Source organism: Mucilaginibacter gracilis, from assembly GCF_003633615.1.
GTDB lineage: Bacteria > Bacteroidota > Bacteroidia > Sphingobacteriales > Sphingobacteriaceae > Mucilaginibacter > Mucilaginibacter gracilis.
The window spans coordinates 1,213,576-1,236,815 of record NZ_RBKU01000001.1; the positions used below are offsets into that span (position 1 = coordinate 1,213,576).

Sequence of the window (23,240 nt, forward strand, 5' to 3'; positions counted from 1 at the left end):
AACTGATATGATACTCTCGCAAAATAATTTAAAATCCATAACGGTACCAGGGCTGATAGTGCCTGGCGAAAATCTATTTAGCCTTCCCGAAAAGGTACTGCAATTTGGTACAGGCGTTTTATTAAGGGGCCTGCCCGATTATTTTATTGATAAAGCTAACCGCCAGGGCATTTTTAATGGCCGTGTGGTGGTAGTTAAATCAACCGATACGGGTTCGGCTACCGAGTTCGATCAGCAGGATAGTTTATATACCCTTTCGATAAAAGGGATTGAAAACGGCGAAAGGATTGACGAAAGCGTAATATGCTCGGCTATAAGCCGCGTATTAACTGCCGGAAAAGATTGGGAAGCCATTATGGAATTTGCCCGCAACCCCGGGCTGCAAGTGGTAATATCAAACACAACAGAGGTTGGCATTCAACTGGTTGAAGACGACATTAACAATACCCCCCCGGTATCGTTCCCCGGTAAATTGCTTGCCGTATTGCACGAACGGTATAAAGCCCTTGGAGGCACTCCCGAAAGCGGTTTGGTTATTGTACCTACCGAACTGATTGTTGATAATGGCAAAAAATTAAAGGCCATTGTTTTACAGTTAGCCGAAAACAACAATTTAGACGGGGAATTTATTACCTGGTTAAACTCGGCAAATCATTTTTGCAATTCGCTGGTTGATAGAATTGTTCCGGGTAAACCGGATGCAAAAACACTCGACTTACTGGAGTCGGCAGGCGGTTACAAAGACGATCTTCGCATCGTATCCGAGGTTTATAGCCTTTGGGCCATTGAGGGCGATGAGCATATAAAATCGGCACTAACGTTTGCACAGGCAGATAAAGGCGTAGTTATTGCGCCTGATATTGAAATATTCCGCGAGTTAAAACTGCGGTTGCTTAACGGCACGCATACTTTAACCTGCGCGGTAGCATTCCTTTCGGGCTTCCCAACGGTAAAAGTTGCAATGGACGATAAAGCCTTTTCAGAATTTATTTATGAGTTAATGGTCAATGATATTGCACCTGCCATTCCATACAATGTTTCTACCGAATTAAAACACGATTTTGCAGGCAAGGTATTAGATAGGTTCCGCAACCCGCATATTGAGCACATGTGGATCAGTATATCGGCACAATACTCATCAAAAATAAAAATGCGTGTGGTGCCTGTTTTACTACAGCATTACAGGCTGGGCAGCACCGTGCCCCAGTATATTGCTTTTGGCTTTGCAGCGTTCCTCCGTTTTATGAAGGTTGAGAAAAACGCAAAAGGCGAATACATTGGCAGCAACAATGGTGTTGAATATAAAGTTACCGATGATAACGCCCCAATTTTTTATGAAGCCTGGAAATTGGCAAATTTAGAAGAGGTTGTAGAAAGCATATTAGCAAACGAAAACCTTTGGGACGGGCCTAACCTAACCATTTTGCCTGATTTTAAAGAGGCTGTATTGAAAAACCTGACTGCAATAATGGAACATGGCGTATTAAAACTTACCAGCAAAAAAGAATTAGAAAGCTAATTACAATGAAACAAACAATATTAAAAGTACACCCTGCCGATAATGTGGTTGTAGCACTTACAGACTTGCAACCGGGCGATACCGCAACATATGCGGGCAGAACTTATACTGTAAAAGAGTTTATTGCGGCTAAACATAAATTTGCCGAGGATTTGATTAAACAGGACGAGCAAATAATGATGTATGGCGTACTGGTTGGCAAGGCACAAAACGATATACAAGCCGGTGGTTTATTAAGCACTGCTAATGTAAAACATGCGGCAAGCGGCTTTTTAACCGCCCAACATCATGACGAGTGGCAAAAGCCAGATACCAGTAAATGGGCTGGCAAAACATTTAACGGTTTTCACCGTGAAGATGGCAGCGTGGGTACTGGCAATTATTGGTTGGTTATACCCATGGTATTTTGCGAAAACCGCAACCTTGAGGTATTACAGGATGCCCTTGTAAAACCACTTGGCTATGGCCGCCACAACAGCTACCACACCAAGGCCCAGCAATTAATAAACCTTGTAAAAGAAGGCGGTAGCGTTGAGCAGGTTTTGTATACCGAAGTTAAAGACGGTACTGCCATTGATAAAGCAAACCGCATTTTCCCTAACGTTGATGGTATAAAGTTTTTAACCCACAACGGTGGCTGCGGCGGCACCCGCCAGGATGCTACTGCACTTTGCGGCTTGCTTGCAGGCTACATTACTCACCCTAACGTAGCGGGTGCAACTGTAATGAGCTTAGGTTGCCAAAATGCTCAGGTTTCGATACTGGAAGAAGAAATTAAAAAACGCTCGCCAAACTTTAGCAAGCCTTTGTATGTGCTGGATCAGCAAAAGGTGGGTAAGGAGTCGGATTTGTTAGAATTAGCTATCCGCCAAACCATGGCTGGTTTAATTGAAGCAAATAATAATGTTAGGCAGCCGGCGCCTTTAAGCAAAATAATTATTGGTTTAGAGTGTGGTGGTTCGGATGGGTTTTCGGGCATATCGGCCAATCCCGCTATCGGTTACACTTCCGATCTGTTGGTTAGTTTGGGCGGCGCGGTTATACTGGCCGAGTTCCCTGAGCTTTGTGGTGTTGAGCAAAACCTGATAGACCGTTGTGTGGATAAAGAAAAAGCCGATAGGTTTAGCTATTTAGTTAATACCTACGCCAAACGCGCAGAAGAAGTTGGTTCGGGTTTTGACATGAACCCTTCACCGGGTAATATTAAAGATGGCTTAATTACCGATGCCATCAAATCTGCCGGAGCGGCTAAAAAAGGTGGTACGTCGCCTGTGGTTGATGTATTGGATTATCCCGAAAAGGTAACTAAACCTGGCTTAAATTTATTATGTACCCCGGGTAATGATGTAGAATCAACCACTGCCGAAGTTGCTTCGGGAGCAAACGTGGTTTTATTTACCACCGGTTTGGGCACGCCTACCGGTAACCCGGTTGTTCCGGTTATTAAAATATCAACCAACACCAAGTTGTTCAACAAAATGAGCGACATTATTGATATCGATACCGGTTCGATAATCGATGGCGACGAAACTATTGAACAGGCAGGCGAACGTATTTTAGATTACGTAATTAAAGTAGCCAGCGGCGAAATTGAGGTAAGTGCAGTACGCCACGGTCAGGACGATTTTATTCCCTGGAAACGCGGTATATCTTTATAATAAATTGTCATTGAGGAACGAAGCAATCGCACGGGGCATAATCGCCCTATAAAATTTGCTGTTGCTTCGTTCCTTACAATGCCATAGTTAAATAAATAAAAATCGGTGTAATAGCAACCACATCGGTGCAATCACAAAATATAATGAAGAAGTTCTTAGACGAAAATTTTTTATTGCAAACCCCAACGGCACAAGAGCTTTATCATGAGTATGCCAAGGAAATGCCTATTATTGATTATCACTGCCATTTGCCGCCCGACCAAATAGCCGCCGACATCAATTTCAACAACATTACCCATGCCTGGCTTTATGGCGACCATTACAAATGGCGTGCTATGCGCGCCAATGGCATTAATGAGCGCTATATTACCGGCGATTCAACTGACGAAGAAAAGTTTCAAAAATGGGCCGAAACTGTGCCTTATACTCTGCGTAACCCACTTTACCATTGGACACACTTGGAGTTACAGCGCTACTTTGATATAGATACCATTTTAAGCGGCGCTAACGCCAACGAAATTTACAAAGAAACATCGGCCAAACTGCAAACAAAAGAATTTTCGATACAGGGCCTTATTAAAAAGATGAATGTAAAGGTGATCTGTACAACAGATGATCCTATTGACAACCTTGAGTTTCACCAAAAAATTGCTAAAGATGGCGCGGTAGCAAAAATTGCACCCGCTTTCCGTCCTGACAAGGCAATGAATGCCGATGATGTTGCCGGTTTAAACGCCTATATTGATAAGGTTGAAGCGGTTAGCAATGTAAGCATTAACAGCTTTGATAGCTACCTATCGGCGTTAAAACAACGCCATGATTATTTTGCGGCCAACGGCTGTAAAGTAAGCGACCACGGCCTGGAGCAAATATATGCCGAAGATTATACCGATGCCGAGATTAGCATCATTTTCGAAAAGATACGCGCAAACCAGGCACTAACGCCTACCGAAGTACTGAAGTTTAAATCGGCAATGCTATACCAATTCGCCGTTTGGGATCACGAAAAGGGATGGGTTCAGCAATATCATTTAGGCGCGTTGCGCAACAACAATGCCCGTGCCTTATCAAATTTAGGTCCGGATACGGGTTGGGACTCCATCGGCGATTTTAGTCAGGGCGTAGCACTATCTAAATTTTTAAACCGTTTAGATACCACAAACCAACTAACCAAAACCATACTTTACAACCTAAACCCGCGCGATAACGAGTTAATGGCTACCATGATTGGTAACTTTAACGATGGCTCGGTTGCCGGTAAAATTCAGTTTGGTTCGGGCTGGTGGTTTTTAGACCAGAAGGACGGCATGACCAAGCAATTAAATGCCCTATCCAACATGGGCCTGGTAAGCCAAATGGTTGGCATGTTGACTGATTCGCGCAGCTTTTTATCGTTTCCGCGTCACGAGTATTTCCGCAGGATACTTTGTAACCTGTTTGGCGATGATGTAGAAAATGGCGAGCTACCTAACGATATTGAATGGCTAGGTAAAGTGATACAGGATATTAGCTATAACAACGCACAAAAATATTTTAACTGGTGATAAGTAAGGTTTTATGTTTTGGCGAACTGTTGTTGCGCGTTTCACCCGCGCCACAGGATAGTAATGCCGAAAAACACCCTTTTTTATTGTATATGGGCGGTGCGGAAGCCAACGCCGCAACCGCCTTGGCAGGATGGAATGTTCCGGTAAAATATTGTACTGTTTTACCGGACAATTTTATGAGCCACCATTTGATAGATTATCTTGAATATAAAGGCATTTTTACTTCGTCCATTTTATTTGCAGGCAACCGTATAGGCGTTTATTACTTAGAACGTGGAGCCGATTTAAAGGGCAGCATGGTGTACGACCGTGCACACTCTTCCTTCTCAGAACTTAAACCTGGAATGATTGATTGGGACAAAGTTTTACGCGATGTATCATGGTTTAACTTTACAGCTATTAGTCCGGCAATTAACCAAAACGTTGCCGACGTTTGCCTGGAAGCCTTAGAGGCTGCATCCCGTAAGGGGATCACCATTTCGGTAGACCTGAATTATCGGTCGCGCCTTTGGAAATATGGCAAAAGCCCCATTGAAATTATGCCCCAATTGGTAAAACATTGCGATGTTATAATGGGCAACATTTGGAGTGCCAACACATTACTGGGCACCAAAATAGACGAGCACATTCACGACCGCCGAAGTAAGCAAGCTTACCTTAGCCATGCCGAAACGACATCGGCAGAGATCATGAAAATGTTTCCGAAATGTAAAACCGTAGCTAACACATTTAGGTTTGATAGCGAAGGCGATAACTTAAAATACTACACCGCGCTACATACGGGTGGCAATTTTTACCACTCGCACGAATTTAGCTGTGCAGGCGTTGTTGACAGATCGGGCAGTGGCGATTGTTTTATGGCCGGCCTTATATACGGCCTTTACAATAACCATGAGGCACAAGAACTGCTAAACTATGCCACCGCTGCCGCTTTTGGAAAGCTACAAGAGCAAGGCGACGCAACCGGGCAAGATGTGTTAACGGTTAAGAATGTTAAGGCGGTAGATTAGGCTAACCTACTACCTTGTAACCTTATTGCAATACAAATATATCCTCTACGTCTAAAATCTTATCTTTAAAAAGCCAGGCTTTTGCAATGCTGCCGTTTATTGAAACCTCATCAGCTTTAAATTTAGAAAAACTGATACGCTTGATGTTACCCAAGTATTGCTTTAAGTCGGCATAAGGTACACCTACAAAAATAAAAGTCTCGGTATCATTGGCGTTAATTACCTTTGTAATTTCATACCCGCGTGCCGATTGTTTTATAGTTTTATGTACCCTTGCCATTGCTAAAAAAGTAACCGGCTGGTTATTTGTGGTATCTTGATTATCCGTTATATCAACCACCTTGTAATCGCGTTCAATATTGATTACGTGTTTTAGCGTATACCAGTTCACAATACTACTATTGCTAAAAAAATCTTCGTCCCTTGTGTTGTGGTTATTAAAAGCCACCTTAATACGTTGGCCTGCTTTGTCTATTTCCAATACAGTACACTTTTCCAGATCAAAATCATCCAGGGTAGACATTTTATTGGGCGAGAGTTCAACAACATCGCCTATTGTTATTTCGGTTTCAAGTATGGTATTCATAATACAAATTGCGTTAAAAACAAAACAAAGCTACTTTAGCGCAAAATATCCGCCTATAATTTGAATTACTTTGTTTAAAATAAAAAAGCTTTAAATAAAATTGTATTATATACACATACCATGCCGGGTTGTTTGAGTATGGCTGATAATCTATTCCCCGGTGTTGTTTTTTAACTGTTGCTGGGCGCGGCTTCGCAGCTTGAAAAAAACGATCAGATTTAAAAAATGCATTGCACCTAATATGAGTATAATCCACCCAAGTTTGTAGCTTAATACTTCAACCACAACTTGAGCGCCAGGTATGTTTCCGCTTTCTTTTAAGGCCAAACTCATGTATCCAACATTGATAAGGTAAAAACCTACTACCAACAACTTGTTAACAGAATCGGCCAGTAGGGTATTACCATGAAAAATATCCACTAAAAAGATGCGCCCGTTTTTAAACAGCACCCCGGCCACCCAAATAGTTAATGCAATGCTTATTGCTAAGTAAAATGCGTAGGTTAAAATAAAGTAATTCATGATGATTTGTTTTATTGTTTTTAATTATTGAATTTTCAGTAAAAATTGAAATATACATTTAAAAAATATATCAGCTTGTGATGCCGATATCGCGTACAAATATAAACAAGTTTTCTTACTTTCAAATATTATTGAAAGTTTATTTTAACCAAATTAATAGCAATTGCCTTAAACACAAAAAAGCCGGCACGTTGATGCACCGGCTTTACTTATTGGTGGTAGAGGTTATGCTATTCTAACCTTCACTACTAATTTCTTAATTAAATCATCACCTATCATTGGCGCGTGAACATCTTCAGGATAAAAAATGGCAAACTGGCCACCTTTTAACTGGAAGCTCATATCCGGAGCATCATTGTAAAAAAGCACGTCTTTTTCGTCGCTGTACTCGCCTCTTGGGTCTACACAGTCTGCGCGGGGCTTCCATGCAATAGTTTCGTTACCACGTATGCATAGTTGGATATCGATGTTTTTGTTATGGCATTCAAATTTACCGTAAGCAACATCAGTAGTAACACCTGGTTTATCAGATACTATGGCCAAAACACCGTCGGCAACTTCGTATTTGCCAACTTCCATGTTAAGCAAGTCTTGCGCTTTAAGATATTCAAATGCAACTTGATAATTTTTATGCAGACTGTAGTATTTGTCTGCTTCTGCTAACTTATCTATAATCATTGTTTTTGTTTTGGGGTTCATGGATCATGGTTGATAGTTCATAGAAAGGCAAGCCGAATTAACTTCTTACTATTATCTATGAACCATCAACTATGAACTAAATGTTATCTCTGTACACGGCCAGAACCATCACCTTTAACCAGTTCCTGCACTTCGGTTAATGTAGCGTGGTTCAAATCACCAGGAATGGTGTGTTTAATAGCCGAAGCAGCAACACCAAATTCGGCAGCGTCAGCCAATGGCAGGCCTGTTACCAAACCATAAATAAAACCGCTGGCAAACGAATCGCCGCTACCCACCCGGTCAACAATACGTACATTGTATTCTTTAGTATGGTAAAACTCGGCACCATCGTATACCAAAGCACTCCATCCATTATCAGATGCTGAGTGGCTTTCGCGCAATGTAGATGCTATGTATTTAAAACCGAATTTTTCTTTCATTTGTTTAAATACATCTTTATAACCATCAAGGTTTAATTCGCCTTTAGTTACATCGGTACCAGCACTTTTGAAACCCAAAGTAGTGTCGGCATCTTCTTCGTTACCAATACATACGTCAACATATTTACAAAGCTCGGTCATCACTTCGCGTGCTTTTTCTTTGCTCCAAAGTTTTTTGCGGTAATTTAAATCGATAGAAGTTGTAATGCCTTTAGCTTTTGCAGCTTTTAAAGCAGCTAAAGTTAAAGCGGCAGCTTTGTCGCTCAATGCAGGGGTAATACCGGTAGTGTGAAACCAATCGGCACCTTCAAAAATCTTATCAAAATCAAACTCACTGGCTTCAACTTCTGATATTGATGCATCGGCACGGTCATAAACTACTTGCGAAGCACGCATTGAAGCACCTGTCTCCAAAAAGTATATCCCTAAACGTTTACCACCACGGGCTACAAATTGGGTATCTACGCCATAACGGCGCAGGTGGTTAATAGCTGCCTGGCCAATTGGGTTAGCGGGTACTTTTGACACGAAGGTACCATTTAAACCATAGTTGCATAATGCGGCTGCTACGTTTGCTTCGCCACCACCATAAGTAACATCAAAGGTATCGGATTGAACAAACCTTTTGAAATCAGGAGTTGATAATCTCAACATTATCTCTCCAAGAGTTACGACTTTTTTAGACATCGTTTTTATATGATTAAATTTGATAAATAAGTTATGGGCATAATGCTCAATAATAACCGAGCGTGTCAAAATTACATTAAACCTTACTAATTATTAAGTTTTTATAATAAAAATTTACGGGAACGATTGCGTAAATAATTGCATTAAATGCCAAATACACTATTATCTTTATAGTAATTCTTTCTACTTTTAGCCCCAAATGTATTAAGGTATATAAAACTACTACTATGGACAAAAAATCAACTCTTTTAAAATTAATACCAGAGCAAGGTATTTTACCATTATTTTTTAACAAGAGCCCCGAAGTAAGCGTGAAGCTTTTACACGCACTTTACGAAGCCGGCATTAAAACAATTGAGTACACTAACCGGGGCGAGGCAGCTTACGAAAACTTTAAAGTATTACGCAAAGTTTGCGATACCGAACTTAAAGGAATGTACCTGGGTATTGGCACTATAAAAGACGGCGAAACAGCCCAAAAATTTATTGATGCCGGTGCAGATTACATTATTAGCCCCGGCCTTGTTGAAGATGTTGTGCCGGTTGCTGATAAAAACGACATTTTATGGTTTCCGGGCTGTATGACGCCCAGCGAAATTATACGTGCCGAAAAGTTAGGTGCCAAGGTTATCAAATTATTCCCTGGCAATATATTAGGCCCTGCCTTCCTTTCGGGAATTAAAGAATTATTCCCTAACCTGTTATTTATGCCTACCGGTGGTGTTGACATGACCAAAGAGAGCATTTCGGGTTGGTTTAAAGCAGGTGTTTGCGCAGTTGGGATGGGAAGCAAACTGGTAAGCAAAGATGTAATGGAAAACGAAAAATATGCCGAATTAACCGAGGCTACCAAACAAGCTATAGAGATAGTAAAAGCCTGCCGCTAAAAAACCAACCAATAAACTAAATTAAAAAATGGAGATCAAAAAAGTAGGTAACTACCGCTGGACTATTTGCGCGCTGCTGTTTTTTGCAACAACAGTAAACTATTTAGACAGGCAGGTATTAAGCCTTTTAAAGCCGACACTCGAAGAGCAGTTTCACTGGACCAATAGTGACTATGCGGATATAGCGGCAATGTTTCAGTTTGTATATGCCATATCTATGCTTTTTGCCGGCCGTATTATTGATAAGTTGGGCACCAAAAAGGGTTATGCATTGGCAATCATACTATGGTCTGTTGGTGCTATTATACATGCGCTTGCTATCCCGATAGGCGAAAAAATAAGCTTTTTACTAGGATGGATAGGCATTGCTACGGTACCCGTATCTATACTGGGCTTTATGTTTTCGAGAGCGGTGCTTGGCTTGGGCGAATCGGGAAACTTTCCGGCGGCTATTAAGGCCACTGCAGAGTATTTTCCTAAAAAAGAACGTTCGTTTGCAACAGGAATTTTCAACTCCGGCTCAAACGTGGGGGCTATTTTGGCTCCGCTATCCGTTCCGTGGATTGCTTTACATTGGGGTTGGGAATCGGCATTTTTAATTATAGGAGCTATTGGTTTTATTTGGCTGGCCTTTTGGCTAATTTGCTATGAACGCCCGGATCAGCAAAAAAGATTATCGAAAGAAGAATTTGACTACATTAACAGCGACCAGGAAGACCATAAAGCCGAAGTTGCAGCAGGTGGAACCGAAAAGGTATCATGGGTTAGACTGTTAGGTTACCGACAAACCTGGGCCTTTACGTTTGGTAAGTTTATGACTGATGGCGTATGGTGGTTTTTTTTATTTTGGCTACCTGCTTTTTTGAAAGATCAATACCACATTCAAGGCTTGGCCACACAAATACCTTTGGCTGTACTTTATAGCATGACGATGTTTGGCAGTATTGGCGGTGGCTACTTCCCGGCGTACTTTATTAAAAAAGGATATACACCTTATGATGGCCGTATGCGTGCCATGTTATTGATAGCCTTTATACCGCTGGTTGTATTATTGGCACAGCCTTTAGGGCATACCTCATACTGGATGCCTGTAATATTAATAGGTATTGGAGCATCGGCTCACCAGGCATGGTCGGCAAATATATTCACTACCGTGTCAGACATGTTTCCTAAAAAAACAGTTGGTTCTGTAATAGGTATCGGCGGCATGGCCGGTGGCCTTGGCGGCGTTTTAATTACTAAACTTGGGGGTGCGCTATTTGACTATTACAAAGCTTTGGGCCATATTGAAACAGGTTATACCATTATGTTTGCCATATGCGCCACGGCATACCTTATTGCCTGGGTAGTGATGAAAGCATTAGTGCCAAAGTACAAGCTTATCGAAATATAAAAACTAAAAATTTATAATGAGTTTTGAAGATCAATTGAAATCCTTATTTATTGAGGAGAGCCAAATTCCGGCTGAATATCAGTTGGGTGAAGAAGTTCACCAGCGCGAATATTTGAGCAATGGCGAAATGAAAAAATGGAATGGCCCGGTTAGCGATGTGTACTCGCCGGTGTGTTTCCCAAGCGCCGATGGCTTAAAAAGAAAGTTAATAGGCAGCTACCCTTTAGGTACCGAAACCGAAGCGATGGAAGCGTTAGATGCCGCTACAGCAGCCTATAACAACGGCCGCGGCGAATGGCCAACCATGACCGTTGCCGACCGTATTAAATGCGTTGAGCAATTTACCTTTAAAATGCTTGAGCAACGCGATAAGGTTATTAAACTAATTATGTGGGAAATTGGCAAATCAATTGCCGATTCAACCAAGGAGTTTGACCGTACTGTTGAATACATTAACCTTACAATTGATGCGCTAAAAGATATTGATCGCGAATCGTCGCGGTTTATTATTGAGCAGGGCATTGTGGCGCAAACACGCCGCTCGCCACTTGGTGTGGTACTTTGTATGGGGCCATTTAACTACCCTTTAAACGAAACCTTTACTACGCTTATACCGGCCCTTATAATGGGCAATACCATTCTGTTTAAACCACCAAAGCATGGTACTTTGGTTCACTACCCGCTATTGGAGGCTTTCCGCGATTGCTTTCCTAAGGGAGTTGTAAATACTGTTTATGGCCGTGGTGCCAATACGGTACCTGGTTTAATGCAATCGGGCAAGGTAAATGTACTTACACTGATAGGATCCAGCAAGGTGGCTAACGAGCTGAAAAAAATGCACCCCAAGGTTAACCGCCTGCGTGCCATTTTAAGCTTAGATGCTAAAAACGTAGCCATTGTAACCAAAAGTGCCGACCTTAAAATTGCCGTAAGCGAAGCAGTTTTAGGCTCTTTATCATTCAACGGGCAACGTTGCACGGCCTTAAAAATCTTCTTTGTTCACAAAGATGTTGTAGACCAGTTTAATACCTTGCTTAGTGCCGAGGTTGCCAAGTTAAAATTAGGTATGCCCTGGGAAAAAGGTGTAGCCATCACCCCGTTAGCCGAACCTCAAAAACCAGAGTACTTAAAACAGTGCATTGACGATGCTGCCGCACATGGTGGCAAGGTGATAAACGAAAATGGTGGCGCAACGGCAGCTTCTATTGTATTCCCGGCTATTGTTTACCCGGTTAACTCGTCAATGAAACTTTACCGCGAAGAGCAGTTTGGCCCTATTATACCAATTGTACCTTACGAAAGCATAGAAGAGCCTATCCAGTACCAATTAGATTCGGTACACGGGCAGCAGGTAAGTATATTTAGTAACGATGCAGAAGAAATTTCGGCCCTGATTGATCCCTTTGTTAACCTGGTTAGTCGTGTTAACATTAACGCCCAGTGCCAGCGCGGCCCTGATGTGTTTCCGTTCACCGGCCGTAAAGACAGTGCCGAAGGCACATTATCGGTTGTTGATGCCTTACGCAGTTTCTCTATCCGGTCGTTGGTAGCAACCAAACTTAACGATGCCAACAAAGCCATTATTAACGAGATAGTAAACAATCACGATTCAAACTTTTTGAGTACCAAGTATATCTTTTAAAATAACTCAGTCATTATTTGGAAGCCCGCTTTGGCAACAAGGCGGGCTTTTTGCTGTGCAATACTATTGGGTTACTTTCCGCCTAAAGCAGTATTAAAATTATGGAAGAAAGAAAAACGGCAGTTATCGTATTATCAATTGTAGCTCTAATAGGCATATATTTTTTCGTTGTAGCGCCTTATATCAATTTAAAAAAGGCTCATACTATATCTTTTAAAGATTGTACCATTAGTTTCTATTACCGTTATAGCATTGACACAACCGAAGACGCCTACTATGTAGCTCAAAATCAATTAGGGCTCTGTTTATGCAAAGCCTACGACAAAAAACCCGATACGACTATTGGTAAACAAATAATGAAAATATATTTTAAATATGGCTCCGTTATTGCCCATGATACCCTTAACAGAGAGCAACGCGATAATTTAGATACCGTATTAAAGCATCGCGATGAAGTATTCAACCCTAAAATACTCTGGGATTAGATTAAATGGTGCCAAAAATTTACCAATACGCCTTCAAACCAATCCCGTTACTCGTTGTCTATCCATCAGGGATGACATACAGATTACCGACAATTTACGGACTGGCACGTGTATTGTACAAGTTAACACATATAAACTAAAAGGAAAGTTAAGTAAATTCAACATGCATAAAACCTGGTAAATACCGGTAATATATCAACCTATCGAAACAAATTTAGTATTGTAAACCATTTGTAAGTTTAGCGTAACTAACTTGTTTCACATTAAACCCGCAAAATAAAATTAGTCTATATATACAAAACGCAAATAGTTTTAAACTAAGATAAAATGAAAACTCAAATAAAATATTTAGCAGCTGTTATAGTAACAGCTTTACTATCATTCTCTATAAGCTCAACCAGCTTTGCACAGCGGGGCGGTCGTGGTGGTGGAGGAGGCGGCTTTCACGGTGGTGGTGGCTTTCATGGTGGCGGTGGCGGCTTTCATGGCGGTGGTTCATTCAATGGTAGCCGTGGGTCGTTCCAGGGTGGCCAAAGGCAAGCCCCGGCCAATATACAATCTCAACAAAGGGTAAGCGGCCAAGGTTATAGTTCAACACAACAACGCTCATACGGAAGTTCTCCTAGGGTATCCGGCCAGGGCTATGCATCCAGAGGTCCGCGAGGCTACTCGGGTTCGGTAGGTGCATATAACCGCGGTGGTTACAGAGGCGGATATTTTCGTGGCGGCTACCACTATAACGGTGGTTATTACAGCAGGTTTTATGCACCAAGGTTAGGCTTCCGTATTAATGTATTACCTTACGGATATTATCCGTTTTTTTGGGGCGACGACCAGTTTTACTACGACAACGGCTTGTTTTATCAACAATATGATAATACACAATACGAAGTTGTTGCACCGCCAATGGGTGCTATAATACCAAACGTACCACAAAACGCTAAAACCATAACTATAGATGGTATTGACTATTATGAACTAAACGGTATATATTATCAACCCGTTACTAACGAAGATGGTACAACAGCCTATAAAATTGTAGGTAAAGATGGTGAGTTAAACACCGACCAAAACAATGGCGATGCACCGCAAAACGATACCGATAATAATAACAACAACAACTAAAGTTTGGTAATATAAAATAGCAAGGGCCGGGTAATTTATCCGGCTCTTTGTGTTTAAACACCTTCTATTCAAACAATTAATTTACCTCCCATCAATATAATTTATACCTTTACCAATTAATTGTTTTAACCGTGCAAGTTATGATAAACACAACGCTATTGTTTTTGAGTGGTCCGGATTTGATAGTGGTTATCATTTTAGCCTTGTTTTTATTCGGCGGCAAACGCATACCCGAGTTTGCCAAAGGGCTTGGCCAAAGCATACGCCATTTTAAGGAAGGCAGCGAAGATAAAAACAAAGATCAATTTCCTAAAGACGACAAAAAATAAGAGTTTATAAACTTTAAAAGTTATAGGTAAACCTGAATCCCTGCAATACGGGCAGGTTTTCGCCATACGAAAAGCCGTAATCCAGGCGTACCACGCTCCGCTTTAAACCTACGTAATACTCCTTATAGCTCCGCAGCAATTCTTGTGTTAAGTACGAGCCACCTATTACTTCTTCAATATTAAGGCTCCTGATGTAAGGTACCCGGCCCAAAAAGTATCCGGCAAAATTATGTTCGTAATGCGCCTCAAAATATTTTTTATCGGTACTGTAAGTATAGTAATCCAAAAAGTGAAAGCTACCCAGGCTTGAATCGAAAAAGAAACTCTGGCCACCGCGAAATTGCTTGTAATCAGGATAAAACAAACTTTTGGCATTAAAAAACTTACCCACCGATACAAAGTACGATGCAAAGCCATATATTCCGCATTTAAGCTGATCCTGAAAAAAATCGACCGATAAAAAATCATAGTCAACTATTGATCCCCATATGGGGAAACCCTTGCGGTAATTGATACGCATTCGCGGATACTTGGTAGGCTCAATAAATTTACCATCGGGATTAATGGTGTATTGCTGGTTAAATGTTATGGTGGCCGATGTACGTATAGATAGCGCGTTGTGATTGGGGAACAGAGGCACATTGCTGTTAATATCCAAAGCCGAATGCGGGTGAACAGGGTCGTTAGAGGTAAGTTGTGTACTATCTTTACCAATGGCAAATAACGATGTGTTGATTACCGTTTCGCGGTGCGCGTATTCTATCTGGCCATTGAGCAACACACCGTTCATTATTTCGCCCTGTGTACCGGCAGATGCAAACTTAGCTTTATAAAGCTTTAAATAGTTATTACCTGTAAATAAGGTACTTAACGAGTTTAAAAACAAACTTAACGTACCCGAATTATTTAAATCAAGAAAATCGGACCCAAAACTACCATAGACCGCGGCCTGTTTTAAAGGGTTGTAGCGGTAATTAACGTTGGTATTAAAGGTGAAAATTTTGTTCGAGTTACCGTACCTTGCTTCGGGCTCTACAGTAAGCGTTTTATGCCGATCGTATTCTTTTAAAAATTGTGGCTTTACATCAGCGCTCACACCTTCAACAGTATTATAAAACACCATTTTTGCCGGCGACGGAACGTTGATGGTTATTTTTTTAAATGGATCGCGATAGGTGTAACTTTTTAAAACGTAGGGTATTAGCCTAAACTTATTGTTTTCGCTTTTTACCGAATCTTTGGCGTGGTTTTCGTTTTGCTTTTTCTCGGCCAGCTCAAATAAATGGTAATAACGCTTCTCGTCGTCCAAAAGCGGCACCTGCCTGTTATTGCTCCAAAATACCGAATCCTTTTTGTTAATATTTTTACCTACTTCAAAAACTTCACCATTAAAAAAGTCTTTTTTAAAATGTGGGTTAATATCATAATTGTTAGCTATCCCTAAAAAATAGCCGGCATATTTAAAACCAAGTATAGTGCCCGTAAAGCTAAAATTTAATGACAATGGCACCCAAACGCTATCTGTTACCGGTATATACTGTTCGCGTATATTTAGTGTGTCAACAAAATCAATATGGGCCCTTTTATACAAGTGCAAATCGGCACTGTAAAGCCTCCAATCGTTTTCTATCACATAAATAACACCATGAAATACGTGCTCATTCTCATGCTTAGGCGTAACCTCAATTACATCAATAGTTTTGTCGTCATCGGTAAAACGTTGTAATAACCTGTACTTGTAAAAGCGGAGGGCATTGTCGGCTATTGGCGATATGTAGGCACGGTTACTCATGCCTCCCCACGATAGCAGGTTTTCGTAAAGGTTAACCTGCAAATCGGTTGCGCGGTTAAAGCCAAAGGGATTTTCGCCACCGGCAGATTTTAGGCCGAGCATAATTTCTTTAACCTTGCCTGGCCTACGGTGATTAAATTGCGATATCGACTCAAATAAACTAATAATACCACGGCGCTCCGGGTCCAGGTTAAGTATTTTAGCTACATCGGCTTTTAAAAAAGTATGCGGTGCGCTCAATAATTTTTGATCGGCCTTTAAATAAATGCGGCAATTGTATTCTTTTACCTGGTTCAAATAAAACTTGCGCCTGGCAATAACCTGCCGCATAATAACATATGAGCTGTCTACCTCTGTATCTTGCGGCAAGTACGATTCCAACGTATAACTTTCGGGTTCAAGCTTAATGTTAAGCTTAACATTTTGATCAATAATAACCAGGGGCTCCGTTTGCTGCTCATAGCCAATAAACCTAAAAACAACGGTATAAGTGCCCGGCTGCAGCTTTAGCTGATAAACACCCTGTTCGTTTGCAATTGTACCGTTGGTTGTGCCCTTAATGTAAACGGGTACAAAGGCCAGCGGGTTACCGTGTATATCGCTTATTTTACCGTCAAGCAAATAGCCTTGTGCAAAACATAAGCTGCAAGAAAAAAATAAAAAAGCTGTAACTACCGTCCGCATACCTGTTAACAACATAAAAAATGGCTCACAAACATATTAAGCATACAACAGCAATTTACCTAATTTAAACTATTTTATACATAATAGTTATACAAACGCAGTTTAAGGTTAGCATGTTTGCACCGTGTAGCCTAAGCATCGCATAATATTATTCATTTTTTTTTAATTTCGGCCTCTCAATGAAAAAACTACACTACCTCACATTAACCTTAATGGCCGTTACCCTCAATAGCTGCTACATGATTGGCTCGGTTTTCCGGCTCGGTTTTCGCATGGGTATTTATTCGGTATTCATCATCATCGGCATTCTTATCTGGGTTATAAACAAACGGCAAAGCAAAAAATAGCTTCGCAGCAATAACCACCATTTATTTTTATTGTTTTTTTTATGCGGTTAACATTGCCGTGCTACCGAACGCCTACTGTACGTTTACGAACAGTTTTAAAACTATCAATAGTAATTAAATAATTGATTATAAATTACTTACATAATTGGCTACAATTTTGGCATGGGTGTATCAAATTAAAACACGTATACCATGATAGCCAACGACGCATTGTTAAAAATTTGGAACGGTTGCTTAAAAAATGAAGGAAAACAAGAAGAATTGTTTTATAAATTACTTGCGCCGCGCATGATGGCCGTTTGTATGAGATACGCCCGCGACCGTGATGAAGCCCAGGATATTTTACAGGAAGGCTTTATAAAAGCATTTAAAAACCGCTTTATGTTTCGTGGTGAAGGTAGCCTTGAAGGATGGATACGGCGTATTATGGTGCATACAGCCTTATCCCATCACCGTAAAAATGCGCCGGTTGTTTTAACTGATGATATAGCAGAGCATACCATTGACCACGCTTATCGTAATGATTCGCTTGAAGCAGCAGATTTGCTTAAACTTATCAATAGCTTGCCCGATAATTATCGTAGCGTATTTAACATGTATGCTATAGAAGGTTACTCGCACCAGGAGATAGGCGCAACATTGGGCATGACCGAAATCATGTCGCGCACTAGTTTGCACAGGGCACGCGCCATACTTAAAAGCAAGCTAAACAAACTCGAAATAAATATGGAATACCGGGCCCTGGCCTAAGTTTTAACCTGGCAAAATAAATGGTATTAATTTTTCAGGGCCTTAGATTAGTGTTTTATTAAATCCCTAATGCTTCGCAGGTTTTTTCGGCAGCCAGCTTCTCGGCGTTCTTTTTGTTAAATTCTTTTCCGGTACCTAAAACCTCACCATCAACAAGGGCGCGAACGGTAAACAGTTTATTGCTTTCGCCTTCCTGGTTTTCGGTTAATTCAAAAGTAATATCCTTACCGTGCCGCTGGCACCATTCAATCAATTTACTTTTAAAATTGGTTTCAGTTTTTTCGAGCTGGTGAATATCAATGTGCGATTTGATAATGTGGTTCACCAAAAAGTTCCGCGTAAAATCATAACCCTTATCCAGGTAAACGGCACCTACCAAAGCCTCAAATGCATCGCCTAGCAAAGATCCCTGCCGTGTTGAACCAACCATACGGCTATCATACTCTATAAGTTTATCAAAGCCTAATTTACGCGCAAGCTGGTTGAGGTTAACTCGGCTCACAATTTTTGATCGTAGCTCGGTTAAAAAGCCCTCATCCTCGTAAGGGTAAAGTTTAAAAAGCACTTCGGCAACAATGCTGCCTAGTACAGCATCGCCTAAAAATTCAAGGCGTTCGTTACTGTTTTTTACCCCTTTTTTTACATTTTGCGCAACAGATTTATGCCTGAAAGCCAGCCTGTATAAAGACAAATTGCCCGGCACAAAGCCGAGCAAATTTTTTAATGCTTTTACATACTTTCTGTTTGGAGAAAAATATAGTTTATAAACCCTTAAAATTGACATTCAAAACAATTAGTCCTTGTATTTGGTGAAAATAACCGATGCATTATGCCCACCAAAGCCAAAGGTGTTACTTTGTGCGGTATTAACCAGACGCTCCTGTGCCTTATTGAACGTGAAATTCAATTTAGGGTCAAACTCCGGGTCGTCGGTAAAGTGGTTAATGGTTGGTGGTATAATATTATTTTTAACGGCTAATATGGCAGCAATGGCCTCAATTGCACCGGCAGCCCCTAAAAGGTGCCCCGTCATTGATTTGGTTGAGCTTATATTGAGCTTGTAGGCATCTTCGCCAAAAAGGTTAACAATAGCCTTGGTTTCGCTCAAATCGCCTAGCGGGGTTGATGTTCCGTGTACATTGATGTAATCAATGTCGCTTGTTTTAAGGTTTGCATCTCTCAAAGCACCTGTCATTACCAAACGCGCGCCTAAACCCTCGGGGTGAGGAGCGGTAATATGATTAGCATCGGCACTCATGCCGCCGCCAATTATTTCCGCATAAATTTTAGCGCCACGTGCTTTGGCGTGTTCAAGCTCTTCAAGTATAATGGTACCGGCACCTTCGCCAGCTACAAAACCATCCCTGTCCTTATCAAAAGGGCGAGAGGCTGTTGCCGGATCGTCGTTACGGGTAGACAGGGCGTGCATGGCGTTAAAACCACCCATACCTGCCTCATTAATAATTGCTTCTGAGCCGCCCGATATAATGATATCACTAATACCCAGGCGTAAATAATTAAAGGCATCTATCAACGCATTGGTTGACGACGCACAGGCTGAAACGGTTGAAAAGTTAGGGCCGCGCAAACCGTATTTGATAGATATATGCCCTGGAGCAATATCGGCAATCATTTTAGGTATAAAAAACGGATTAAACCGGGGTGTACCATCGCCCTTGGCAAAGTTTATCACTTCGTCCATAAACGTTTTAAGGCCACCAATACCCGAGCCCCATATTACACCAATGCGGTTGGTATCAAGCATGTCAAAGTTGAGTCCCGCGTCAATAACGGCCTCTTCAGTGGCAAACAGCGCATACTGCACAAAAGGGTCAAGCTTTCGTGCCTCTTTTCTTCCTAAATAACCATCGGCATCAAAGCTTTTTACCTCGCATGCAAATTTTGTTTTGAACTTCGAGATATCAAAACTTTTGATGATGTCAGCACCGCTTACGCCTTTTACCAATGCGCTCCAGTAATCCGGAACGTTATTGCCAATAGGTGTAAGTGCGCCGAGCCCGGTTACAACAACTCTTTTAAACTCCATACTAAATTGTAAGGGCGGAGTTTATTTAACGTTTTTTTCAAGGTAAGCTATCGCTTGACCTACTGTGCCAATTGTTTCTGCCTGATCGTCAGGAATAGCAACGTTAAATTCCTTTTCAAACTCCATAATTAATTCCACGGTATCTAATGAGTCGGCACCAAGGTCGTTTGTGAAACTTGCCTCTGGCGTAACTTCACTTTCGTCAACACCTAATTTTTCTACGATAATAGCTTTTACTCTTGAAGCGATATCAGACATAGTCTTTATGATTTAATGATTAATAAATTCTGTGCAAAGAAAAATAAATTCTGTCAATAATCAAATCTAAAATCTTTTAGCCACATAATAACACAAATTAGTGTTAACAGTTTCGTTCCGACGAGATATTTTGCTCTTTATTTTTTTATAAAGGTACTCATCGGCACGGCTTTGCGCGGCTATTTGGCTGGTTATTTTTCCACAATGTTAGTTAAAACATGGTATGCCCCTTGCAGGCAGCCCGTTGAGTGCCGCTACATTAATTTTTTTAACTGGTTTATGCCATTATATTGTTGTAGTTGGCACATACATTCGTACTTTTACAACGCTTAATTATCAAAGTTTTGAATAAAAAGGTGCTTAAATTTGAGATTGATCTTGACTTTGTGCTTATCGCCATTACTTCGCCGTTAAAAGATTACCGCCTTTGTTATATGGTTAATAAAGGCCTAAATTTTAACTTTGTACGTGCCGATGACCTGCACCTGGATGCCTTAAATGGCATGGCCGAAAGCTACTTTTCATTTTTTAACTGTAGCTGGGAAAGCAGCAATACCCACTTCTACCTGATATCAAACCGGGGATCTGATGGGTATCTGATCCCGGAAATGAACCGCACTGATTACCTGCTGATGATAAAAAATTATATTGACGAAAACGACCTTGACGATATTGTTTTGAGGCTTAACCGGATACCCGAAATTGTTGCCGCAACAAAGGTTGATCCAAAAAAAATAAAATCACGCGAAAATCTATTATTTTAGCGGCATATTTGCATGGTGTAATAAGTACACTATATTAGTTTAACAGATGACCGATAACCTAAAAAATTTATATGAAAGTTTCAAATAACCGTACTAAAATTGTAGCAACCCTGGGCCCTGCCTCAGTAAAAAAGGATGTTTTACTATCGCTGATTAAGGCCGGCGTTAATGTTTGCCGACTTAATTTTTCGCATGGCAAAACCGAAGACCATCAAAAAGCGATTGATACTATTCGTGAAATTAATGACAAATACAAGATAAATGTAGGTATCCTTGCCGATTTACAGGGCCCAAAAATCCGTATCGGGCTGGTTAAAGATGGTGGCATACACCTGGTTAATGGCACCCGCATTAACATGACAACTAAGGAATGCATTGGCGACGATAACCAGATTTACATTACTTATGACACCTTTCCGCAAGACGTTCACGCAGGCGAAATTATTTTGCTGGACGACGGAAAGATACAAATGAAGGTTATTACCACTAACCGTAAAGACACCGTTGTTTGCGAAATTGTACACGGAGGTATACTAACATCCCGTAAAGGCGTTAACCTGCCAAACACCAAAGTATCTATCCCAAGCTTAACCGAAGAGGATTTGGTTAACTTAAATTTCGCCCTGCAAAACGATGTAGAATGGATAGGTTTATCGTTTGTGCGTACTGCCGAAGATATTGTTGAATTAAAGCGCATTATTAACCGTAGTGGTAAATCGTCGAGAGTTATTGCTAAAATTGAAAAGCCCGAAGCGATATTAAACATCGACGCAATTATTGCCGCTACCGATGGTGTTATGGTTGCCCGTGGCGATTTAGGAGTTGAAATGCCTTTAGAGGAAGTGCCTTTGTTGCAAAAAATGATAGCCCGTAAATGTCGTGCAGCATCAAAACCGGTTATTATTGCAACCCAGATGCTCGAATCAATGATTACAACACCGCGCCCTACACGCGCTGAGGTTAACGACGTTGCTAACTCAGTTTTAGATGGTGCTGATGCTGTGATGCTAAGCGGCGAAACATCGGTAGGCGAATTCCCGCTCATCGTTATCGAAACTATGGCTAAAATTGTTCACAATGTTGAAGAATTGGGTTATCCGTTTAACTCGCCAAAAGATTCGGCAACAACGCCGGCCAATGTAATTGGCGATGCGGTTTGTAACTCAGCAGTATTTTTATCCGAGCAAACCAACGCCGTTGGTATTGTATCCATGACGGTTTCGGGTTATACCGCTTTCGAAATATCAAGCCACAGGCCAAAAGCTGCTACTTATATTTTTACATCAAACCGCAATTTGCTTAATGCGTTAAGCTTGGTTTGGGGCGTAAAGGCGTTTTATTATGATAAATTAGAAAGCACCGATAAAACCATTAGCGATGTAAACGGCATCTTAAAATCAGAAAGCCTGATAGAAAATGGCGACATTGTTATCAATACTGCCGCTATCCCAATTGCTAAACAAGGCAAAACCAATATGCTTAAAGTTACCGTGATTGACTAACTAAGTACAAATTAAATAGTGAGCCCCCAGATAGCAATATTTGGGGGCTTTTTGTTTTTTGGCCGGGAAGCCTCGCGCAAATACCTATAACGCAAAAAAGATCTGCCGTGGGGCAGATCTTTTTTGCGTTATATCAAACTATTAATTGAACTTGTATGGTGCTATCAAATAAAATTCGGGAATGGCAACATCAAAAAGCAGATCGTCAAAAAGGCGAAGCATCTGGTACTCGCCTTTCATGCTGCCCATATCGGTTTTAAGGTTACAGCCCGATACATATTCGTGCGATTGGCCGGGTTCAATTACAGGTTGCAGGCCTACTACACCTTCGCCCTCCACTTCGCGCTGTGTGCCGTTAGAGTCAAAAATATGCCAATGACGGCGCATTAATTGCACCGAATGATTGCCTACATTTTCGATATTGATTTTGTAAGCAAACATAAAATGATCATTTGCCGGATTGGAATATTCCGGCTGATATAGGGTCTCTACCGAAACCTTAACTCCCTCTGTAATTGTATTGATCATATCAAAAGCCTTTCAACTCAAACTTAAATAATTTTTTCGCATAATTTCAAAGCCCGA

General features: G+C 41.1%; 23 protein-coding genes. 14 read left to right on the plus strand and 9 right to left on the minus strand.

From position 1 onward, the window contains the following. The first annotated feature begins 7 nt into the window (after window positions 1-7). From BDD43_RS05180 to BDD43_RS05195, 4 genes are all read left to right on the plus strand, one after another. Window positions 8-1,519 (plus strand): tagaturonate reductase, encoded by a 1,512-nt coding sequence (locus tag BDD43_RS05180; protein ID WP_121201886.1) that lies wholly within the window; start codon window positions 8-10, stop codon window positions 1,517-1,519. Window positions 1,520-1,524: 5 nt separating this feature from the next. Then, on the plus strand, window positions 1,525-3,177 hold the full coding sequence (locus BDD43_RS05185) for a UxaA family hydrolase (protein ID WP_121196738.1): 1,653 nt from the start codon (window positions 1,525-1,527) through the stop codon (window positions 3,175-3,177). Between the two features lie 143 nt (window positions 3,178-3,320). Continuing rightward, entirely contained in the window at window positions 3,321-4,721 is a 1,401-nt protein-coding gene (uxaC, locus tag BDD43_RS05190) for a glucuronate isomerase (RefSeq protein WP_121196739.1), read from the plus strand. Continuing rightward, complete coding sequence (locus BDD43_RS05195; protein WP_121196740.1) at window positions 4,718-5,734, plus strand: sugar kinase; 1,017 nt, start codon at window positions 4,718-4,720, stop codon at window positions 5,732-5,734. The genes uxaC and BDD43_RS05195 overlap by 4 nt, the downstream gene beginning before the upstream one ends. A gap of 22 nt (window positions 5,735-5,756) precedes the next feature. Here BDD43_RS05195 and BDD43_RS05200 read toward each other — a convergent pair whose 3' ends face one another. The 4 genes from BDD43_RS05200 to BDD43_RS05215 form a co-directional block, all read right to left on the minus strand. Continuing rightward, window positions 5,757-6,320, minus strand: coding sequence for a hypothetical protein (locus BDD43_RS05200; RefSeq protein ID WP_121196741.1), 564 nt, complete (start codon window positions 6,318-6,320; stop codon window positions 5,757-5,759). Window positions 6,321-6,470: 150 nt separating this feature from the next. Further along, window positions 6,471-6,842 carry a hypothetical protein gene (locus BDD43_RS05205; RefSeq protein ID WP_121196742.1) on the minus strand — a complete coding sequence of 124 codons (372 nt, stop codon included), beginning with the start codon at window positions 6,840-6,842 and terminating at the stop codon, window positions 6,471-6,473. Window positions 6,843-7,067: 225 nt separating this feature from the next. Further along, complete coding sequence (locus BDD43_RS05210) at window positions 7,068-7,520, minus strand: YhcH/YjgK/YiaL family protein (protein WP_121201887.1); 453 nt, start codon at window positions 7,518-7,520, stop codon at window positions 7,068-7,070. Between the two features lie 104 nt (window positions 7,521-7,624). Beyond that, the gene (locus BDD43_RS05215; protein ID WP_121201888.1) at window positions 7,625-8,650 is read right to left on the minus strand and encodes a sugar kinase; all 1,026 of its coding nucleotides are present in this window, start codon (window positions 8,648-8,650) and stop codon (window positions 7,625-7,627) included. 227 nt (window positions 8,651-8,877) lie between these two features. Between BDD43_RS05215 and BDD43_RS05220 the strand changes: the two genes are divergently transcribed. The 6 genes from BDD43_RS05220 (at window position 8,878) to BDD43_RS05245 (ending at window position 14,511) form a co-directional block, all read left to right on the plus strand. Continuing rightward, the gene (locus BDD43_RS05220) at window positions 8,878-9,537 is read left to right on the plus strand and encodes a beta/alpha barrel domain-containing protein (protein WP_121196743.1); all 660 of its coding nucleotides are present in this window, start codon (window positions 8,878-8,880) and stop codon (window positions 9,535-9,537) included. Between the two features lie 28 nt (window positions 9,538-9,565). Then, window positions 9,566-10,930, plus strand: coding sequence for an MFS transporter (locus BDD43_RS05225; RefSeq protein WP_121196744.1), 1,365 nt, complete (start codon window positions 9,566-9,568; stop codon window positions 10,928-10,930). A gap of 16 nt (window positions 10,931-10,946) precedes the next feature. Further along, a complete protein-coding gene (locus tag BDD43_RS05230; RefSeq protein WP_121196745.1) occupies window positions 10,947-12,572 on the plus strand; it encodes an NADP-dependent glyceraldehyde-3-phosphate dehydrogenase in 1,626 nt (541 codons plus the stop codon). Between the two features lie 101 nt (window positions 12,573-12,673). Continuing rightward, the gene (locus BDD43_RS05235) at window positions 12,674-13,057 is read left to right on the plus strand and encodes a hypothetical protein (RefSeq protein WP_121196746.1); all 384 of its coding nucleotides are present in this window, start codon (window positions 12,674-12,676) and stop codon (window positions 13,055-13,057) included. A 327-nt stretch (window positions 13,058-13,384) separates the two neighbouring features. Beyond that, window positions 13,385-14,182, plus strand: coding sequence for a DUF6515 family protein (locus BDD43_RS05240; RefSeq protein ID WP_121196747.1), 798 nt, complete (start codon window positions 13,385-13,387; stop codon window positions 14,180-14,182). 140 nt (window positions 14,183-14,322) lie between these two features. After that, entirely contained in the window at window positions 14,323-14,511 is a 189-nt protein-coding gene (locus BDD43_RS05245; protein WP_121196748.1) for a Sec-independent protein translocase subunit TatA/TatB, read from the plus strand. Between the two features lie 13 nt (window positions 14,512-14,524). Here BDD43_RS05245 and BDD43_RS05250 read toward each other — a convergent pair whose 3' ends face one another. Next, window positions 14,525-17,002: a DUF5686 and carboxypeptidase regulatory-like domain-containing protein gene (locus tag BDD43_RS05250; protein ID WP_121196749.1), complete on the minus strand. Its 2,478-nt coding sequence runs from the start codon at window positions 17,000-17,002 to the stop codon at window positions 14,525-14,527. A 164-nt stretch (window positions 17,003-17,166) separates the two neighbouring features. Here BDD43_RS05250 and BDD43_RS29905 point away from each other — a divergent pair, with 164 nt between their 5' ends. Both BDD43_RS29905 and BDD43_RS05255 read left to right on the plus strand, forming a co-directional pair. Then, a complete protein-coding gene (locus BDD43_RS29905) occupies window positions 17,167-17,334 on the plus strand; it encodes a hypothetical protein (RefSeq protein WP_162846987.1) in 168 nt (55 codons plus the stop codon). A 192-nt stretch (window positions 17,335-17,526) separates the two neighbouring features. Beyond that, a complete protein-coding gene (locus tag BDD43_RS05255) occupies window positions 17,527-18,084 on the plus strand; it encodes an RNA polymerase sigma factor (protein ID WP_121196750.1) in 558 nt (185 codons plus the stop codon). Window positions 18,085-18,142: 58 nt separating this feature from the next. On the opposite strand, the gene rnc is transcribed toward BDD43_RS05255, so the two are convergent. Genes rnc through BDD43_RS05270 form a run of 3 tightly spaced genes read right to left on the minus strand, consistent with a single transcriptional unit; the run spans window position 18,143 to window position 20,389 of the window. Next, window positions 18,143-18,868 (minus strand): ribonuclease III, encoded by a 726-nt coding sequence (gene rnc / locus BDD43_RS05260; RefSeq protein ID WP_121196751.1) that lies wholly within the window; start codon window positions 18,866-18,868, stop codon window positions 18,143-18,145. Window positions 18,869-18,877: 9 nt separating this feature from the next. Beyond that, window positions 18,878-20,131, minus strand: a complete 1,254-nt coding sequence (fabF, locus tag BDD43_RS05265; RefSeq protein ID WP_121196752.1) for a beta-ketoacyl-ACP synthase II — start codon at window positions 20,129-20,131, stop codon at window positions 18,878-18,880. 21 nt (window positions 20,132-20,152) lie between these two features. Further along, window positions 20,153-20,389, minus strand: coding sequence for an acyl carrier protein (locus tag BDD43_RS05270; protein ID WP_008508386.1), 237 nt, complete (start codon window positions 20,387-20,389; stop codon window positions 20,153-20,155). Window positions 20,390-20,733: 344 nt separating this feature from the next. Between BDD43_RS05270 and BDD43_RS05275 the strand changes: the two genes are divergently transcribed. Continuing rightward, window positions 20,734-21,153: an IPExxxVDY family protein gene (locus tag BDD43_RS05275; RefSeq protein ID WP_121196753.1), complete on the plus strand. Its 420-nt coding sequence runs from the start codon at window positions 20,734-20,736 to the stop codon at window positions 21,151-21,153. 71 nt (window positions 21,154-21,224) lie between these two features. After that, window positions 21,225-22,655, plus strand: coding sequence for a pyruvate kinase (pyk, locus tag BDD43_RS05280; RefSeq protein ID WP_121196754.1), 1,431 nt, complete (start codon window positions 21,225-21,227; stop codon window positions 22,653-22,655). 141 nt (window positions 22,656-22,796) lie between these two features. On the opposite strand, the gene apaG is transcribed toward pyk, so the two are convergent. Further along, window positions 22,797-23,183, minus strand: coding sequence for a Co2+/Mg2+ efflux protein ApaG (gene apaG / locus BDD43_RS05285; RefSeq protein WP_121196755.1), 387 nt, complete (start codon window positions 23,181-23,183; stop codon window positions 22,797-22,799). Window positions 23,184-23,240: the final 57 nt, after the last annotated feature.

What these genes read in the sequence shown, in the direction of transcription:
- BDD43_RS05250 (WP_121196749.1), bottom strand. Translation starts at nt 17,002, where the DNA reads ATGTTGTTAACAGGTATGCGGACGGTAGTTACAGCTTTTTTATTTTTT.
- pyk (WP_121196754.1), top strand. Translation starts at nt 21,225, where the DNA reads ATGAAAGTTTCAAATAACCGTACTAAAATTGTAGCAACCCTGGGCCCT.
- uxaC (WP_121196739.1), top strand. Translation starts at nt 3,321, where the DNA reads ATGAAGAAGTTCTTAGACGAAAATTTTTTATTGCAAACCCCAACGGCA.
- BDD43_RS05200 (WP_121196741.1), bottom strand. Translation starts at nt 6,320, where the DNA reads ATGAATACCATACTTGAAACCGAAATAACAATAGGCGATGTTGTTGAA.
- BDD43_RS05245 (WP_121196748.1), top strand. Translation starts at nt 14,323, where the DNA reads ATGATAAACACAACGCTATTGTTTTTGAGTGGTCCGGATTTGATAGTG.
- rnc (WP_121196751.1), bottom strand. Translation starts at nt 18,868, where the DNA reads ATGTCAATTTTAAGGGTTTATAAACTATATTTTTCTCCAAACAGAAAG.
- BDD43_RS05180 (WP_121201886.1), top strand. Translation starts at nt 8, where the DNA reads ATGATACTCTCGCAAAATAATTTAAAATCCATAACGGTACCAGGGCTG.
- apaG (WP_121196755.1), bottom strand. Translation starts at nt 23,183, where the DNA reads ATGATCAATACAATTACAGAGGGAGTTAAGGTTTCGGTAGAGACCCTA.
- BDD43_RS05205 (WP_121196742.1), bottom strand. Translation starts at nt 6,842, where the DNA reads ATGAATTACTTTATTTTAACCTACGCATTTTACTTAGCAATAAGCATT.
- BDD43_RS05220 (WP_121196743.1), top strand. Translation starts at nt 8,878, where the DNA reads ATGGACAAAAAATCAACTCTTTTAAAATTAATACCAGAGCAAGGTATT.
- BDD43_RS05225 (WP_121196744.1), top strand. Translation starts at nt 9,566, where the DNA reads ATGGAGATCAAAAAAGTAGGTAACTACCGCTGGACTATTTGCGCGCTG.
- BDD43_RS05210 (WP_121201887.1), bottom strand. Translation starts at nt 7,520, where the DNA reads ATGATTATAGATAAGTTAGCAGAAGCAGACAAATACTACAGTCTGCAT.
- BDD43_RS29905 (WP_162846987.1), top strand. Translation starts at nt 17,167, where the DNA reads ATGAAAAAACTACACTACCTCACATTAACCTTAATGGCCGTTACCCTC.
- BDD43_RS05270 (WP_008508386.1), bottom strand. Translation starts at nt 20,389, where the DNA reads ATGTCTGATATCGCTTCAAGAGTAAAAGCTATTATCGTAGAAAAATTA.
- BDD43_RS05185 (WP_121196738.1), top strand. Translation starts at nt 1,525, where the DNA reads ATGAAACAAACAATATTAAAAGTACACCCTGCCGATAATGTGGTTGTA.
- BDD43_RS05230 (WP_121196745.1), top strand. Translation starts at nt 10,947, where the DNA reads ATGAGTTTTGAAGATCAATTGAAATCCTTATTTATTGAGGAGAGCCAA.
- BDD43_RS05215 (WP_121201888.1), bottom strand. Translation starts at nt 8,650, where the DNA reads ATGTCTAAAAAAGTCGTAACTCTTGGAGAGATAATGTTGAGATTATCA.
- BDD43_RS05235 (WP_121196746.1), top strand. Translation starts at nt 12,674, where the DNA reads ATGGAAGAAAGAAAAACGGCAGTTATCGTATTATCAATTGTAGCTCTA.
- BDD43_RS05255 (WP_121196750.1), top strand. Translation starts at nt 17,527, where the DNA reads ATGATAGCCAACGACGCATTGTTAAAAATTTGGAACGGTTGCTTAAAA.
- fabF (WP_121196752.1), bottom strand. Translation starts at nt 20,131, where the DNA reads ATGGAGTTTAAAAGAGTTGTTGTAACCGGGCTCGGCGCACTTACACCT.
- BDD43_RS05240 (WP_121196747.1), top strand. Translation starts at nt 13,385, where the DNA reads ATGAAAACTCAAATAAAATATTTAGCAGCTGTTATAGTAACAGCTTTA.